The organism is Streptomyces boluensis (genome assembly GCF_009908195.1).
GTDB lineage: Bacteria > Actinomycetota > Actinomycetes > Streptomycetales > Streptomycetaceae > Streptomyces > Streptomyces boluensis.
Genome location: NZ_JAAAHS010000167.1, coordinates 1 through 15,502, shown reverse-complemented (window position 1 = coordinate 15,502; position 15,502 = coordinate 1). Strand labels below are relative to the sequence as shown.

The following is a 15,502-nucleotide window of genomic DNA, read 5'->3' as shown; positions in this document are numbered from 1 at the left end:
CGGCTGACGTGCCCCGACCGTCGGACAAACCCCACCCGGCTGACGCGCCCCGCGCCCGGCGCACCGCGACCGAACTGCGGGACTACCGCGCCGCCTTCAACGCCGCCCACCTCGCCCTGGCCGTCGTCGACCGCGAGGGTTTCGTCAGCAGCGCCAACGACGCGCTCGGCACCCTCGTCGGCGCCCCCGCCGACGAGCTCACCGGCCAGGTCGCCGCCGACCTGGTGGACCTGGCCTCGGACACCCGCACCTGGCACACGTACCGCGAAGTGCTGCGTGGGCGGCAGGCGAAGCTGTCCTGCACCCGGCGCCTGAAGCACCCCGAGGGGCACTCGCTGTGGGCGCGGGTGACCGTCTCGCCGATGCCCGGCACCGGTTCCGTACTGCTCGCCGTCGCCGACATCAGCGCGCGCCGCGAACTCCAGGCCCGGCTGCGGCACGTGACGATGCACGACCCGGTGACGCGGCTGCCCAACCGCACGCTGTTCTTCGAGCGGCTCTCGGGCGCACTCGAAGGGGACGCGTACGACGAGAGCGGGACCGGCCGGATCGGTCTCTGCTACCTCGACCTGGACGGGTTCAAGGCGGTCAACGACACGCTCGGGCACCGCACCGGCGACCGGCTGCTCGCGGCTGTCGCCGGGCGCCTCACGGGGTGCGCCGACCGGGCCGCGTACGGCAGGGGCGGGGCGCCGCTCGTGGCGCGGCTCGGCGGCGACGAGTTCGCGCTGCTCGTCGAGGACTCCACCGGCACCGAGCAGCTCGCCGAACTGGCCGAGGCGGTCCTGAAGGCGCTGCAGGAACCCTTCGACCTGTCCGGGCAGCGGCTCTCGGTGTCCGCGTCCATCGGGGTCGTGGAGCGGCGCGCGGCGGGCACAGGCCCGACGGCGCTGATGCAGGCCGCCGACACCACGCTGTACTGGGCGAAGGAGGACGGCAAGGCCCGCTGGACGCTGTTCGACCCGGAGCGCAACGCGCACCGGATGACCCGGCAGGCACTGTCGTCCACGCTCCGCCCGGCCGTGGAGCGGGGGGAATTCGCCCTGGAGTACCAGCCGTTGGTGGGGCTCACGGACGGTTCGCTTCGCGGGGTGGAGGCGCTGGTGCGCTGGCACCACCCGCAGTTCGGCACGCTGGCGCCGAATCGGTTCATCACACTGGCCGAGGAGGACGGCTCGATCGTGCAGCTCGGCCGCTGGGTGCTGCGGACCGCCTGCCGGCAGGCGCGGCGCTGGCAGTTGGAGCGCCCGGACGCGCCGCCGGTCTTCGTCAGCGTCAATGTCGCGGTACGCCAGGTCTGGGACTCGGACCTGGTCGCGGATGTCGCCGAGATCCTCGCCGAGACCCAACTTGCCCCGGAGCTGCTGCAGTTGGAGCTCACCGAGTCCGCGGTGATGGGCTCCACGGGACGGCCGCTGCAGGCGTTGCAGGAGCTCAGCGACATGGGCGTGCACATCGCCATCGACGACTTCGGCACCGGCTACTCGAACCTCGCGTACCTGAGCCGGCTCCCCGTCTCCGTACTGAAGCTGGACGGCTCCTTCGTACGCGGGTTCCAGTACGGGTCCGCCGAGGGGCACGGGCATCCGAGTCCCGCCGACGAGACCATCGTCGAGGCGCTCGTGCAGCTCGCCCACAAGCTGGGCCTGACCGTCACGGCGGAGTGCGTGGAGACCGTGGAGCAGGCCGCGCGGCTGCGCCGGATCGGCTGCGACACCGGGCAGGGCTGGCTGTACTCCCGCGCGGTGGCGCCGGATCTGATCTCCGCGATGCTCGCCTCGGACTCGCCTGTGCGGCCCTGACCGGTCCGGTCAGGGCCACACGTGCCGTGCGGTTCAGGCGGTGGGCAGCCCGTAGGCGTCCGCGATGAGCTCGTAGCTGCGGACGCGGGCGTCGTCGCTGTGCGCGTTGGCGGTGAGCATCAACTCGTCGGCGCCGGTGCGCTTCTGCAGCCCGTCGAGGCCGGAGCGCACCTCGTCGGCGGTGCCGTGCACGACGTTCGACAGCCAGCTGTCGACGAACTCCCGCTCCATCGGGCTGAAGTCGTACGACGCCGCCTCCTCGGGCGTCGGGATGAGTCCGGGCCGCCCGGTGCGCAGCCGGACCATGGACAGCGCGCCGGTGAGCACCTGGCGGCGGGCCTCCCGCTCGTCGTCCGCGGCGAGCGCCGAGACCCCGATGAGGGCGTACGGCTCGGCGAGCACCTCGGAGGGCCGGAACGACTCGCGGTACAGGTCGAGCGCGGGCACCGTGTTCTGCGCCGAGAAGTGGTGCGCGAAGGCGAAGGGCAGGCCGAGCATTCCGGCGAGCCGGGCGCTGAACCCGGAGGAGCCGAGCAGCCAGACCGAGGGCCGGTCGGCGGACTGCACCCCGCCGGGCGAGGTCGCCTGCACGGGGCCGGGGACGGCGTGGATACGGGAGTACCGGTGGCCGTCCGGGAAGTCGTCGTCGAGGAAACGGGTCAACTCGGCGAGCTGCTCGGGGAAGTCGTCCGCGCCTTCGTTCAGCCTGTCCGTACGGCGCAGGGCGGCGGCGGTGCCGCCGTCCGTGCCCGGGGCGCGGCCGAGGCCCAGGTCCACGCGGCCCGGCGCGAGCGCCTCCAGGGTGCCGAACTGCTCGGCGATCACCAGCGGGGCGTGGTTGGGCAGCATGACGCCGCCTGAGCCGAGCCGGACGCGGTCGGTGTGGGCGGCGAGGTGGGCGAGGATCACGGCCGGGGACGAGGAGGCCACGCCGGGCATGGAGTGGTGCTCGGCGACCCAGTAGCGGTGGAAGCCGCGGCGCTCGGCGAGCTGGGCGATGCGGACCCCGGTGTGCAGGGCGTCGGAGGCGGTGCGCCCTGCGCCGACGGTGGCCAGGTCCAGTACGGAGAGGGGTACGGGGGCGGTGCCCTGCGCAGTGCCGTGGATTCCGTTGCTCACCGGGGGTGCCTCCTGTTGTACGTACTCGGGTATGCACCCGGCGCCAACAGGAGGGTGTCTCCGTTTATTCCCGGGACCTGTTCCCGGGACCTCAGGGGCGCGACCTCAGGAGGCGCGACCCCTACCCCTTCACCTGAACCAGCGGTTCCTTCGTGAAGAGGGCCCCCAGGGCCGGGGCGTTCACCTTGCGGCCGGCCAGGCGCAGCGCTTCCCAGACCGTGACCTGGTTGGCGGTGAGGACCGGCTTGCCCAGCTCCCGCTCCAGGTCGCGGACGTGGGCCGCGGTGTGCAGGGCCGTGTCCGGCAGGAGGATCACCGAGGCGTCGGCGTGGTCGCCCGCGCGGGCGAGGGCGAGGATCTCCGCGTACCCCCAAGTCCCCACCTCGGCGGCCGTGATGATGCCGCTTCCGCGCATCGCGGCCACCTCGATGCCCGCGGCGCGCAGGAACGCGACGAAGTGCTCGGCCACGTCCTCCGGGTACGTCGCCGCGACGGCCACGCGGTCCGCGCCCAGCTCGCGTACCGCGTGCGCGAAGGCGAAGGACGTGCTGGACGCGGGCAGTCCCGCCGCCTTGGCCAGGTCTCTGACCTGCTCGTGCGCGCCCTCCCAGCCGAAGACGAAGCTGCCGGAGGTGCAGGCCCAGACGACCGCTTCGGCGCCGGAGAGGCGCAGCTCCTCGACGCCCTCAGCGAGGCGTTCCGGGGCGCCCATCCGCAGCAGCGCGTCGACCCTGTGGGCGTCCTCGCCGATGTCGGTGTGGATCAGGGCGAGGCGGATGTCGCTGCCGAGCAGCTGCTCGATGCGCGGGTAGTCGTCCTCGGCGGAGTGTCCCGGGTAGAGGAATCCGAGTGCGGTCATCCTTGCGTCCTCCGTGCGGCTCGGTGGTGCGAGTGGTGCGGGCGGTGCGGGCGGGCACCGGGTTGCGCGGCCGGTACCCGGTCCTGCCCGATCCTGCCCGGTCCCGTCACCCGTCGCGCGTCACCCGTCGCCCGGGAAGTCCGGGAACAGCGGCTGCTCCGGGAACGCCGGCGGCTCCGCGAAGCCCGACGGCTCCGGCAGCGGCTGTTCGGACCCCGCGCCCGCCGGGGCGTCCGCGAGCGGTGCGTCCGCCGCCCGCAGCATGCGCCGCGCCGAGTCGTCGAGCAGTGCCTGGTACGGCCCCACCGCACTGGTACCCAGCCGCCGCAGCGCTGACCACATCGTGACCTGGTTGGCCGAGACGACCGGCATCCGCAGCTCGGCCTCCAGCTGCGGAATCGCGTCGTACGTGGGCAGGTTGGTGCAGCTGATGAACAGCGCGTCGGCATCGCGCGGCACCGCGTGCCGGGCCATCTCGACGACCTCCCGGTACGGGACCTTCCAGATGTGCCGGGTCAGGCCCAGGTCGGCCTGGCTGACGACCGTGATGCCGGCCTCCCCTAGGAAGTCCTCCAGGGCCCGGGTCACCGAGGCGGTGTACGGGGTGACCAGCGCGATGCGTTCCGCGCCGAGCTCGAGGAGCGCTTCGAGGAGGGCGCCCGACGTGGTGAGCGCCGGGACCTCGCCCGCCGCCTCCATCGCCGCGCACATGGTGCGCTCGCCGACCGTGCCGTCGACGAAACTCCCTGACGTGCAGGCGTACGCGATGACTTCGGGTTCGGCGGCTCCGAGTGCGCGTACCGCCTCGCGCAGCGTCTGGTGTTCGCTCACCAGCCGGGCCAGGTCGAGGCTGACCTCGACGGGGACATAGGGGGTGCGGGTCAGGTGGAGCGAGACCTCGTCGGGGACCCAGCGCCAGAGCTCCCGGTCGAGGGCGAAGTCAAAAGGGGCGACGATGCCGATACCGCGCTGTGGGTGGGGACCACCCAGGAAATTGACGTCCATGACAGGCCCTGTTCTGCAGAGGTGCCGAGATGGCGGGTAAGACGGAGGGCCGGCCTGAGCCGGATGTGGAGCAAGAGGGGAACCGGCGCTCGCCGGGACGTCGGGACAGAAGACGAGCAGACCCAGAAGGGGTCACCGTGGTGCGTGTGCAATGTCCTTGTTGACGACGGTAGGTTCCGGTGCCAGCGTGGTCAATCCACACTTCCCGGACGGCCCCGGCCGCGTGTCGTCCGGCCCGTCCTCCGAGCCCCTCCGTCCCTCGATCCCACGCGGTCGTACGGTCCCCTGTTCGCCCCTCAAGGGAAGCGGATCCTCGTTGCCGAACGGTTTCCCCACGATGTCCGAACCGACCGATTCCGAGCCGACCGGTGCCGAGCCGACCGTGCTCGTCCTGGACGCGGAGCCACCGCCGCGGCTCGGCAGGCTGACCGGCCGGGCCCGGATCCTGCACGCCGACGAGGACACGCTCGCGGAGCTGCTGCCGCTCGCCGACGTACTGCTCGTCTGGGACTTCAGCTCGCACGCGGTACGCCGCGCCTGGCCCGGCGAGGGCCCGCGGCCGCGCTGGGTGCACACCGCGAGCGCGGGCGCCGACCACCTGCTCTGCCCCGAACTGGTCGACTCGGACACCGTCGTGACCAACGCGCGCGGCGTCTTCGACCAGCCCATCGCCGAGTACGTGGCGGCCCTGGTGCTCGCCTTCGCCAAGCAGCTGCCGCGCTCCCTCGAACTGCAACGCGACCGCGCGTGGCGGCACCGGGAGACCCAGCGGGTCGGCGGCACGCGCGCGTGCGTGGTGGGTTCGGGGCCGATCGGGCAGGCCGTCGCCAGGACCCTCAAGGCGCTCGGGGTGCGGGTGGCGGTCGTCGGGCGCACCGCGCGGGCGGGCGTGCACGGCACGGACGAACTGGACCGGCTGCTCACCCGCGCCGACTGGGTGGTGTCGGTGGCGCCGCTGACCGAGGAGACCCGCGGCATGTTCGACGCCCGCCGCTTCGGTGTGATGCAGCCGTCGGCGCGGTTCATCAACGTGGGCCGCGGCCAGCTGGTGGTGGAGGCCGACCTCGTGGACGCGGTGCGCAGGCGGTGGATCGCGGGCGCCGCGCTCGACGTCTTCGAGCAGGAGCCGCTGCCGGCCGACAGCCCGCTGTGGGACCTGGAGGACGTCCTCCTGTCGCCGCACATGAGCGGTGACGTGGTGGGCTGGCGGGACGAACTCGGGGCGCAGTTCGTCGAGTTGTACGAGCTCTGGGCCGCCGGGAAGCCGCTGACGAACGTGATCGACAAGAAACGTGGGTATGTCCCCGGGCACTGACCACAGTGACCCCTTGGAGGGCGGATGACCGAGCTCGGCGACCTCACCGCGGTGCAGCTCATCGACCGTTACCGCAAAGGCGAGTTGAGCCCGGTGGAGGCGGTCCGCGCGGCCCTCGACCGCATCGAGCGGACGGAGGGGCGGGTCAACGCGTTCGTACGGATCGACGCCGAAGAGGCGCTGCGGCAGGCCGAGGAGTCGGCCGGGCGGTGGCGGCGCGGCGAGCCGGCCGGGCTGCTCGACGGGGTGCCGGTGTCGGTGAAGGACCTCCTGCGACAGCGCGGCGGGCCGACCCTGCGCGGCTCCAAGGCCGTTGCCGCGAACGGGAGTCGGGACGAGGATGACGCGCCGAGCGTGGCCCGCCTCCGGGAGCACGGCGCGGTGTTCCTCGGCAAGACCACGACCCCGGAGTTCGGCTGGAAGGGCGTCACCGACTCCCCGCTCACCGGCGTGACCGGCAACCCCTACGACCCGGCGCGCACCGCGGGCGGCTCCAGCGGGGGCAGCGCGGCGGCGGTCGCGCTCGGCGCGGGCCCGGTGTCGCTCGGCACGGACGGCGGGGGCAGTGTGCGCATTCCGGGCGCGTTCTGCGGGATCTTCGCGCTGAAGCCGACGTACGGGCGGGTGCCGCTGTTCCCGGCGAGCGCGTTCGGGACGCTCGCGCACGTCGGCCCGATGACCCGGGACGCGGCGGACGCGGCCCTGGTGATGGACGTGATCAGCGGGCCCGACGCCCGTGACTGGTCGGCGCTCGAACCGCCCGCGACCAGCTTCAGGTCCGGCCTGGACGACGGGGTGCGCGGCCTGCGGGTCGCCTACTCGCCCTCGCTCGGCGGACAGGTCGCGGTACGCCCCGAGGTGGCCGCGGCGGTACGGCACGCGGTGGAGCGGCTCGCGGAACTCGGCGCGTACGTCGAGGAGACCGACCCCGACTTCAGCGACCCCGTGGAGGCCTTCCACACCCTGTGGTTCAGCGGCGCGGCGCGGGTCACCGAGCACTTCGGCAAGGAGCAGCGGGCGGCGCTCGACCCGGGCCTGCGGGAGATCTGCGCCCGCGGGGCCCGGTACAGCGCCCTCGACTACCTCGCCGCGGTCGACGTGCGCATGGAACTCGGCCGCCGGATGGGGCAGTTCCACTCCACGTACGACCTGCTCGTGACGCCGACGCTGCCGATCACCGCGTTCGAGGCGGGAGTCGAGGTGCCGAAGGGCTCGGGGCACCGGCGCTGGACCGGCTGGACCCCGTTCACGTACCCGTTCAACCTGACCCAGCAGCCCGCGGCGACGGTGCCGTGCGGGGTCGACGGGGCGGGGCTGCCGATCGGGGTGCAACTGGTCGCGGCGCGGCACGCGGACGCGCTGGTGCTGCGGGCCGCGCAGGCGTTGTACGCGTCGGGGGCGGCGGACATTCCACGGCCCGAACTCGGCTGATTCCACGGGTTCTGACGACACATCACCGAACCGCGTTCATGTAAGCGTTCATGTAATGCTCTGTCCCGCTTTTGGAGGCGTTTCAGGGACCCAAGCGGACACTTCCGCAGCCTTCGTACGCGTGGCGTAGTGCCAATCGGCCGTCCAGGTACGGAATTCCTTCGTCCAGATCAAGGACTGAAAACGATCGGCATATCTTCACGCCAGTCGGGTAGCCGCGCGCCCATGGCTCCACCACAGGGGAACAACTCAGGAAGCACATGGAACAGCCGGCTCCGCCGTCGTTCGCTGCTCGCGGGAGCGGCGGCGCTCGGTGCGGCCGGCGCGGTCGGCGCGACCACCGGATGCAGCCGTGTGGCCACCGCAGACACCGGTGACGGAGGGCACCTACTGGAGCAGTTGCGGGCCAAGAAGACGGTCCGCCTCGGACTCGCGGGCGAGCAGCCGTACAGCTACATCGGCAGCGACGGCAAGATGACCGGCTCCTCGCCCGCTATCGCGAAGCGCATCTTCAAGGAACTCGGCGTCGACAATGTTGAGCCATTCCCCATCGAGTTCGGCTCACTGATCACTGGCCTCAACTCGCTGCAGTTCGATGTCGTCGCGGCCGGTATGTACATCAATCCCGAGCGCTGCGAGCAGGTCATCTTCGCGGACCCCGAGTACCAGATGCTCGACGCCTTCATCGTGCGCAAGGGCAATCCGAAGAACCTGCACTCGTACAAGGACATCGCGAAGGCCAACGCCAAGATGGCGACCGGTGTCGGATACGCGGAGATCGGCTACGCGGAGGAGGCCGGCGTCAAGGACATCGGGACGCTGCCCGACCAGCTCGCCGGGCTGCTCGCCGTGAAGCAGGGCCGTATCGACGTCTTCGCGGGCACCGCGGTCACCGTGCGCAACGCGGTGAAGCAGGCGGGCGGTGGCGCTGTCGAGGCGACCGCCGAGGTCACTCCCCTCGTGGACGGCAAGCCGGTGATCGACGTCGGCGGGTTCTGTTTCCGCAGCCCGGAGACGACTCTGCGGGACGCGTTCAACCGTGAGCTGCACAAGTTGAAGCGCAGCGGTGAACTCCTGGAGATCATGCGGCCGTTCGGCTTCACCAAGGACCAGATGACCGACATCCGTGCCGAGGAGAAGTGCAAGCCATGAGTGAGATCACTCCCGGGCTCTGGGAGCTCGTCTTCAAGGGGCTGTGGATCACGGTCCAACTGACCGTCTACAGCGCGGCGTTCGGCGGGGTCGTCGCCCTCGTCGTCGGTCTGGCCCGTACCCACCGGCTGTGGATCGTGCGCTTCGTCTCCGGCGTCTACTTCGAGATCTTCCGCGGCACGTCCGCGCTCGTCTTCATGTTCCTGGTGTTCTTCGCGCTGCCGATGGGCTTCGGCTGGCAGCTCGTCCCCATGTGGGCCGCGGTGCTCGCCATGGGCCTCACCTACGGGGCGTACGGCTCCGAAGTGGTCCGCGGCGCGGTGTCGGCCGTGGCGCCGGCGCAGCGCGAGGCGGGGATCGCGCTGAGCTTCACGCCCGCGCAGTCGCTCCGGAAGATCATCCTGCCGCAGGCCTGGCCGGACATGGTCCCGCCGCTGAACAACCTGCTGATCGAGCTGCTCAAGGGCACCGCCCTGGTGTCGATCCTGGGCGTCGGCGACATCAGCTTCGCGGGCCAGCTGGTGCGTAACGCCACCGGCCAGAGCGGCCCCATCTACACGGTCATCCTCGTCATGTACTTCGTGCTCGCCTTCGTCCTCACGCGCGGCATGCGCGTCCTTGAGCGGCAGGCCAGGGCCGGCATCGGCCAGGCCCCGCCGAAGAAGGGCGGGCTGACGAGCAGGCTCGGCATCCGCCAGCAGAACCAAATCGCAGCGGGAGGTGAAGGCTGATGCAGTGGGACTGGTCCGCAGTAGGCGAATTCATGCCGATGTTCTGGGACGGCGTGCTCGTCACGCTCCAGGCTCTGGTGCTCGGCGTGATCGTCGCCTTCACCCTGGGTCTGGTCTGGGCGCTGGCCCAGCGCTCCCGGCTGAAGGTGGTGCGCTGGCCGGTGACCGTGGTCACCGAGTTCATCCGCAACACCCCGCTGCTCGTGCAGCTGTTCTTCCTGTACTTCGTGCTGCCCGAGTGGGGCATCACCTTCTCGGCGCTGACCACCGGCGTCATCGGCCTCGGCCTGCACTACTCGACGTACACCGCCGAGGTCTACCGCGCCGGCATAGACGGTGTCCCGGCCGGCCAGTGGGAGGCGGCCACCGCGCTCAGCCTGCCGCGCTCGCGCACCTGGTTCGCGGTGATCCTGCCGCAGGCCATCCGCCGGGTCGTCCCCGCCCTCGGTAACTACGTCGTCGCGATGCTCAAGGACTCGCCGCTGATCTCCACGATCGGTGTCCTCGAAATGCTGGGCGAGGCACGGCAGTTCGGCTCCATCACGTTCCAGATGGTCGAACCGCTCGTCGTCGTCGGCATCGCCTTCATCGTCATCGCCTACCCGGCCTCTCTTCTTCTCCGAGCCCTGGAGCGTCGCCTTGTCCGCTGACAGCACCCCCAACGACCCGAACGTGAGCACGACCAAGGAGACCGCCAACCCGGCGGTCGACGGCAGCGAACTGATCCGCTTCGACAAGGTCACCAAGCGCTTCGGCAGCAACACCGTCCTCGACGAGCTGGACTTCTCCGTCGCGTCCGGCAAGCACGTCACGCTGATCGGCCCGTCGGGTTCCGGCAAGACGACGATCCTGCGGCTCCTGATGACCCTCATGAAGCCGGACGAGGGCACCATCAAGGTGGGCGGCGAGTACCTCACCCACGAGGAGCGCGGCGGCAAGCTGGTCCCGGCCGGGGAGCGGCACGTCCGCGAGGTCCGCAAGAACATCGGCATGGTGTTCCAGCAGTTCAACCTCTTCCCGAACATGAAGGTGCTGCGGAACATCACCGAGGCGCCGGTGCACGTGCTCGGCCTGTCCAAGGACGAGGCCGACGAGCGGGCCCGTGAACTGCTCGACCAGGTCGGCCTCGGCGACCGCTGCGACGCCTACCCGACGCAGCTCTCCGGCGGCCAGCAGCAGCGCGTCGCGATCGCCCGCGCGCTCGCGATGCGCCCGCAGGTGCTCCTCCTCGACGAGGTCACCTCCGCGCTCGACCCGGAGCTGGTGGCCGGCGTCCTGGACGTGCTCCGGGACATCGCGCAGACCACGGACATCACGATGCTCTGTGTCACGCACGAGATGAACTTCGCCCGGGACATCTCGGACAAGGTGTTGATGTTCGACTCCGGCCGGATCATCGAGTCCGGCTCGGCCGAAAAGATCTTCGGCGACCCGGACCACGAGCGGACCCGTGAATTCCTGAGCGCGGTCCTCTAGGACCGCACGCGCCGGGTCCCTTCCCGGTACGACGCAGCTCACAGCCCCTGACGTAGAGCCTGGCCGACGCACCGTCCGGCCGGGCTCTACGTCGTGTACGGGTGCGCGCGGCTGTTCCGTACCGCCAAGGCCTTGACCATGGCATATGCCAGGGTGGCGCGTTCCTGCTTGTGGGGCGGGGCGGCCACCGGATCACGCCATGAATCTTGTCAACAGCCCCTCCGTACACGGCGCTTGGCGGCTATCGTGGTACCGAGCCCAGCTGTCCGGAACCGGTCCATGCAGGGGGATACCGTGGCGCTGAAGCCAGATTCGACCGCGCCGTACCACTCGGTGCAGCACGCCCTGCGTGTGCTCGAAACCGTTGCGAGGCACCGTACCGGCGTCACCGACGTCCAGATCGCACGCCAGACGGGACTGCCACCCAGGGCACTCTCCGCGCTGCTGCTCATGCTGCGGCGCGAGGGATATGTCCGACAGGTCTCCGACGGCGCCTACACCACGGGGGACGCGCTCGCGAAGCTCGGCTCCACCGTGGAGCACGAGGACGCGATCAAGGACCAGCTCCAGGTCACCCTGGACCGGCTGCGCGACTCGGTCGGCGCGGCCGTCTACATCAGCCGGTACATCGACGGCGAGGTGAAGATCACCCAGTACGCGGCGGGGCCCGACATGCCCGCGGTCAACGAGTGGGTGGACTTCCGCTCCGCCGCGCACGCCAGCGCCGTCGGCAAGAGCCTGCTCACCCAGCTGGATCTCAACGGCCGCCGGGACCACCTCTCCCGCCACAAGCCGGCCCGGCTCACCTCGCGGACGATCACCAACGAGCGGCTCCTCTTCACCAGCCTGGACTCCCAGCCGCCCACGGTCCCGGTCCTCGACATCCAGGAGTACGCGGTGGGCACGGTCTGCGCGGCCGTCCCGATCACCGCGGGCGCCTCGGTCGGCTGCCTGGCCCTGTCCATGCCGATCGAGCACGCCCACCGGCTGCGCGCGGCGGCGGACACCCTGAACCGGGGCGCGGCACCGGTGCTGCTCTCACTGGCGATCTGAGGAGACGGCCCCCGGCACCGCACAGGTGGTCGGGAGCACTCCTCAGGGCCGGGTATTATTTACGAGTCAGCAGGCGCCGCTAGCTCAGTTGGTTAGAGCAGCTGACTCTTAATCAGCGGGTCCGGGGTTCGAGTCCCTGGCGGCGCACGTTGTCGTTGGCGGGTCATCTTCGCAGAAAGCGCGAAGCTGACCCGCCAACTTCGTTTCTGCACGGCTTCGCCGCGCGAGTGGGGGCTCCGCCACCCACACCCCCGGAGCACAGGGGCCGGCGCGGGGGCGAGGCTCACCGGGGGTCGAGCAACGACTCCCGTCCCTGTTCCCGGTAGCGCTCCACGAGTGCCGCTTGTGCCGCCGGGGTGAGTGGTTCGTACGTGAGCTCCGTGTCCGGGCGCCACCAGACCGGGTCCGGGCAGCGGAAGCCCGTGCGGCGCAGGCCGACCCGGTGGACCTTGTTGGTGGCCGTCACCGGCATCCGGTCCAGGACGCGGACGAAGCGCGGCACCATCTTCGGGCCGAGGTCGCCCTGCGCGGCCAGGAAGCGCGTGAAGTCGTCCGGGTCGAAGGGGCCGGGGTGGGCCAGCGTCGCCATCACCTGGTCGCCGGCCACCGGGTCGGGCACCGCGTACACGGCGACGGCGGCGGCCCGCTCGTACCGGGCGAGGATGTTCTCGATCATCGCGGCGGCGAGGTTCTCGCTGTCGACGCGGATCCGGTCATCCGTACGGCCCGCGAAGTAGAGCCAGCCCTCGAGGTCGCGGAAGAAGAGGTCGCCGGTCCAGTACCAGGCGCTGCCCGTGGAGCCGTGGCGCAGCCGGGCCGCCTCGGCGTCGGGATTGCGCCAGTACCCCTCGAACGTGTTGCGGCCCCGGTTGACCAACTCCCCTATCGCCGCCGCCCCGTTGACAAGCCGTCCCGCCGCGTCGAAGCGGGCCGGCGGGCACTCCTGGCCGGACCCCGCGTCGACCACCGCCAGGTCGTCGCCGGGAGCGGCGCGGCCGATCGCGCCCCGCGGAGCGCCCGGCGACCACTGGACCGCCGCCCCGCCCTCCGAGGAGCCGTACCCCTCGACGAGCCGCACCCCGAACCGCTCGCTGAACCGGGCCGCGTCGACCGCGCCGGCCTCCGTGCCGAAGCCGAGGCGCAGCGGGTTGTCCCGGTCGTCGGGGCGTTCCGGGGTGGCCAGGAGGTACTGCACGGCGCGGCCCACGTACGTGAAGTAGGTCGCCCCGTGGGCGCGTACGTCGTCGAGGAAGCCGGACGCGGAGAACTTCCGGCGCAGCGCCACCGCGGCGCCCGCGGCGAGGGCCGGGGCCCAGTCGGCGATGACGGCGTTGCCGTGGAACATCGGCATGCAGATGTAGTGCACGTCGTCGCGGCGCACCCCGAAGTTCGTGGCAAGGGACCGCCCGGCCGCGGCGAGCCGACCCTGGGTGCAGAGCGCGGCCTTGGGCGCCCCGGTCGAGCCGGAGGTGAAGTAGAGGAGCAGCCGCCGCGCGGGGTCCGGCGGGGCGAGCACGGCGTCGCCGGGTGCGGCGTCCGCGTAGGGCGCGAGCAGTTGCCCGTACTCCTCGGTGTCGGTCACGAGGGTGCGTACGCCGGGGAGTTCGAGGCCGTCGATGAGGGGGAGCTTGGCGCGTTCGGTGATCAGGACGCGGCACTCGGTGTGCAGGATGTCGCGGGCGAGTTCGGCGCCGCGCCGGGTCGGGTTGATCCCGGCGACGGCCGCGCCCGCGAGCGCGGCGGCGCTGAGCCACAGCGGGTACTCGGGGGCGTTGTCGAGCAGCACGCCGACATGCGGCTCGGCGCCTCGCGGCAGCAGGTCCACGAGGAGCGCGGCGCGGGCGGCGGCACCCGCGGCGATCTGGTGGTGGGTGAGGACCCGGTCCTCGCAGCGGAGGCCGGTCCGGTGGTCGTCCCACTGTGCGCTGACGAGCTCAGCGACGGTCATCTCCATGAGGCGGCACGGTAATTGACGTACCGTCAGAAGTGGAGAGGCGGGAAGCGGCGGGCGTCCCGAGGCCGGAGAGTGGCGGCGGCCGCGCGTGCCGCACCGTGGGGGTGTGGTGTGGCACGCGCGACGGTGGGCCTCGGGGGAAGTGCCCGGAGTGACCGGAGTGACCGGAGTGACCGGTGGTGACCGGTGGTGACCGGAGTGTCAGAACGTCACGTCGGAGCAGGCGTAGAAGGCGTTGCCCGTGTCCGCGACCGTCCAGACCGACAGGATGATGTGGTGCCCCGACTTGCCCGCGGGCAGTTGGCCGGTGTGTTCGAGCGTGGCCGGGGGCTGCTGGTTGTTGTAGGGGACGGTGAAGAACGGCGCCGATTCGAGGGCCGCCCTGGTCAGCGGCTTGCTGTCGTCCCAGCCGTCCTTGGTGACGAAGTACTTGAAGTCCGTGGTGGAGTGCCGCGCGGTGAACTGCCAGCGGAAGCTCTGGCTGCCGCCGCTGCTCACCTTCGTGGTCGGCCAGGCGCCACCGCCGGGCTTGGTCGCCGAGTCGAGCTCGCCGAACTGTCCGAGTCCGGCCGAGCAGATCTTGCCGTCGGCGGGTCCGGACGCCGGGAAGCCCTTCGGGCCCTCGACGCTCTGCGGCTCCCACTGGATCGAACCGCAGCCGGTGACCGTGCCGTTGGCGCAGACCTTCTGACGGCTGATCGGGGAGTCGGTGTAGCCGTGCCCACTGGCGCCGCCCGTGGAGAACGTGAAGGCGCCGACGGTGGCGATGCCCACCGCTGCCGCGTACATCCGTTTACGCATGCTGCTGCTCCTGTGCTCCTGGAAGAACGAAGGGGGGTGTTCCGTGAGCCGTGCGCAGTGCTGCGGTCTAGACCAAGCGTCAGATTATTGCGGGCAGTTGAACATGTCCATACCAATGCCATGCCAATGAGGAGTTGATTCCGGTCAGCGTTCCGTGTGCCCCTGGCAGAAGGCCACCGTCAGGTCCTTCACCAGTGCCTTGCGCTCGTAGTCGTCGAGTTCGACCAGGCCGCGCACGGTGAGCCGGGTCACCGTGTCCTCGACCGTGTCGACCAGGCGGTTCAGCTCGAGGTCCCGGTCCCGCGCCTCAAGGGCCGCGAGCCGGCTGCGGCGCAGCGTGTCCGCGATCTCCGGGGCGTAGTCGATCCGGGTCGGCTGGACCGAGAACACCTCGATCCCGGCCGCCTCCGCGTCCACCGCCACACGCCGGGTCAGCGCGTCGCCGACCGCCTCCGCGTTCCGCAGCGTCGCACCGCCCGCGCCGGAAACGGGCGCGTCGACCGGGAGTTGGGAGAACACCCCGGCGAGCGCCGCCTCCACGCACTCGCGCAGATAGGTCACATGGTCGTCGACCGCGAGCGTGGCCCGCGCCGTGTCCTTGACCCGCCACACGACGAGCAGCACCACCCGCAGCGCCACCCCGTTCGCGTCCACCCCAGGCATGGGCTCGCTGCGCCAGTGCCGCAGCCGTACGTCGACCCGGCGCCGCTTCGACAGCGGGTTGATCCACAGCAGTCCGGTACGGCGCACACTCCCCCGGTACCGCCCGAACAGCGAAAGCACCCACGCCCGGCCGACCCGCCC

Annotated in this window: 14 protein-coding genes and 1 tRNA gene; 9 read left to right on the top strand and 6 right to left on the bottom strand. The window is 71.2% G+C overall.

The genetic code is table 11. The features are described 5' to 3' along the window. Positions 1-8 precede the first annotated feature (8 nt). Positions 9-1,802, top strand: coding sequence for a putative bifunctional diguanylate cyclase/phosphodiesterase (locus tag GUY60_RS20830; protein ID WP_161700062.1), 1,794 nt, complete (start codon positions 9-11; stop codon positions 1,800-1,802). Between the two features lie 33 nt (positions 1,803-1,835). Here GUY60_RS20830 and GUY60_RS20825 read toward each other — a convergent pair whose 3' ends face one another. The 3 genes from GUY60_RS20825 to GUY60_RS20815 form a co-directional block, all read right to left on the bottom strand. Beyond that, positions 1,836-2,921 carry an LLM class flavin-dependent oxidoreductase gene (locus tag GUY60_RS20825; protein ID WP_161700058.1) on the bottom strand — a complete coding sequence of 362 codons (1,086 nt, stop codon included), beginning with the start codon at positions 2,919-2,921 and terminating at the stop codon, positions 1,836-1,838. A gap of 121 nt (positions 2,922-3,042) precedes the next feature. Beyond that, positions 3,043-3,780: a maleate cis-trans isomerase family protein gene (locus GUY60_RS20820; RefSeq protein ID WP_161700056.1), complete on the bottom strand. Its 738-nt coding sequence runs from the start codon at positions 3,778-3,780 to the stop codon at positions 3,043-3,045. Positions 3,781-3,900: 120 nt separating this feature from the next. Beyond that, on the bottom strand, positions 3,901-4,785 hold the full coding sequence (locus GUY60_RS20815; RefSeq protein WP_161700054.1) for a maleate cis-trans isomerase family protein: 885 nt from the start codon (positions 4,783-4,785) through the stop codon (positions 3,901-3,903). A gap of 337 nt (positions 4,786-5,122) precedes the next feature. Between GUY60_RS20815 and GUY60_RS20810 the strand changes: the two genes are divergently transcribed. The 8 genes from GUY60_RS20810 to GUY60_RS20775 all read left to right on the top strand — a co-directional run bounded on the left by GUY60_RS20810 (position 5,123) and on the right by GUY60_RS20775 (position 12,090). Beyond that, complete coding sequence (locus tag GUY60_RS20810; RefSeq protein WP_161700053.1) at positions 5,123-6,100, top strand: D-2-hydroxyacid dehydrogenase; 978 nt, start codon at positions 5,123-5,125, stop codon at positions 6,098-6,100. Between the two features lie 24 nt (positions 6,101-6,124). Next, complete coding sequence (locus tag GUY60_RS20805) at positions 6,125-7,531, top strand: amidase (protein ID WP_161700051.1); 1,407 nt, start codon at positions 6,125-6,127, stop codon at positions 7,529-7,531. A gap of 225 nt (positions 7,532-7,756) precedes the next feature. Further along, positions 7,757-8,683 carry an ectoine/hydroxyectoine ABC transporter substrate-binding protein EhuB gene (ehuB, locus tag GUY60_RS20800; protein ID WP_161700049.1) on the top strand — a complete coding sequence of 309 codons (927 nt, stop codon included), beginning with the start codon at positions 7,757-7,759 and terminating at the stop codon, positions 8,681-8,683. Next, the gene (gene ehuC / locus GUY60_RS20795) at positions 8,680-9,414 is read left to right on the top strand and encodes an ectoine/hydroxyectoine ABC transporter permease subunit EhuC (RefSeq protein ID WP_161700047.1); all 735 of its coding nucleotides are present in this window, start codon (positions 8,680-8,682) and stop codon (positions 9,412-9,414) included. The genes ehuB and ehuC overlap by 4 nt, the downstream gene beginning before the upstream one ends. Next, entirely contained in the window at positions 9,414-10,064 is a 651-nt protein-coding gene (gene ehuD / locus GUY60_RS20790) for an ectoine/hydroxyectoine ABC transporter permease subunit EhuD (protein ID WP_161700045.1), read from the top strand. Before ehuC ends, ehuD begins: the two co-directional genes overlap by 1 nt. Further along, positions 10,054-10,890, top strand: a complete 837-nt coding sequence (gene ehuA, locus GUY60_RS20785; RefSeq protein ID WP_188132737.1) for an ectoine/hydroxyectoine ABC transporter ATP-binding protein EhuA — start codon at positions 10,054-10,056, stop codon at positions 10,888-10,890. The genes ehuD and ehuA overlap by 11 nt, the downstream gene beginning before the upstream one ends. A 294-nt stretch (positions 10,891-11,184) precedes the next feature. Further along, positions 11,185-11,943: an IclR family transcriptional regulator gene (locus GUY60_RS20780; RefSeq protein WP_161700043.1), complete on the top strand. Its 759-nt coding sequence runs from the start codon at positions 11,185-11,187 to the stop codon at positions 11,941-11,943. 73 nt (positions 11,944-12,016) lie between these two features. Next, positions 12,017-12,090, top strand: a tRNA-Lys gene (locus tag GUY60_RS20775). Between the two features lie 136 nt (positions 12,091-12,226). Here the strand turns inward: GUY60_RS20775 and GUY60_RS20770 are convergent. From GUY60_RS20770 to GUY60_RS20760, 3 genes are all read right to left on the bottom strand, one after another. Beyond that, entirely contained in the window at positions 12,227-13,897 is a 1,671-nt protein-coding gene (locus tag GUY60_RS20770) for an AMP-binding protein (protein ID WP_161700041.1), read from the bottom strand. Between the two features lie 201 nt (positions 13,898-14,098). After that, on the bottom strand, positions 14,099-14,698 hold the full coding sequence (locus tag GUY60_RS20765; protein WP_161700039.1) for a lytic polysaccharide monooxygenase auxiliary activity family 9 protein: 600 nt from the start codon (positions 14,696-14,698) through the stop codon (positions 14,099-14,101). Between the two features lie 144 nt (positions 14,699-14,842). Beyond that, a partial coding sequence (locus tag GUY60_RS20760; RefSeq protein WP_246235375.1) for an SPFH domain-containing protein occupies positions 14,843-15,502 on the bottom strand: 660 nt, incomplete at its 5' end.

Bases quoted from the DNA above. Each gene is read 5' to 3' on its own strand.
- GUY60_RS20820 (WP_161700056.1), bottom strand. From the start codon at position 3,780: ATGACCGCACTCGGATTCCTCTACCCGGGACACTCCGCCGAGGACGAC.
- GUY60_RS20815 (WP_161700054.1), bottom strand. From the start codon at position 4,785: ATGGACGTCAATTTCCTGGGTGGTCCCCACCCACAGCGCGGTATCGGC.
- GUY60_RS20810 (WP_161700053.1), top strand. From the start codon at position 5,123: ATGTCCGAACCGACCGATTCCGAGCCGACCGGTGCCGAGCCGACCGTG.
- GUY60_RS20805 (WP_161700051.1), top strand. From the start codon at position 6,125: ATGACCGAGCTCGGCGACCTCACCGCGGTGCAGCTCATCGACCGTTAC.
- ehuB (WP_161700049.1), top strand. From the start codon at position 7,757: ATGGCTCCACCACAGGGGAACAACTCAGGAAGCACATGGAACAGCCGG.
- ehuC (WP_161700047.1), top strand. From the start codon at position 8,680: ATGAGTGAGATCACTCCCGGGCTCTGGGAGCTCGTCTTCAAGGGGCTG.
- ehuD (WP_161700045.1), top strand. From the start codon at position 9,414: ATGCAGTGGGACTGGTCCGCAGTAGGCGAATTCATGCCGATGTTCTGG.
- GUY60_RS20770 (WP_161700041.1), bottom strand. From the start codon at position 13,897: ATGGAGATGACCGTCGCTGAGCTCGTCAGCGCACAGTGGGACGACCAC.
- GUY60_RS20765 (WP_161700039.1), bottom strand. From the start codon at position 14,698: ATGCGTAAACGGATGTACGCGGCAGCGGTGGGCATCGCCACCGTCGGC.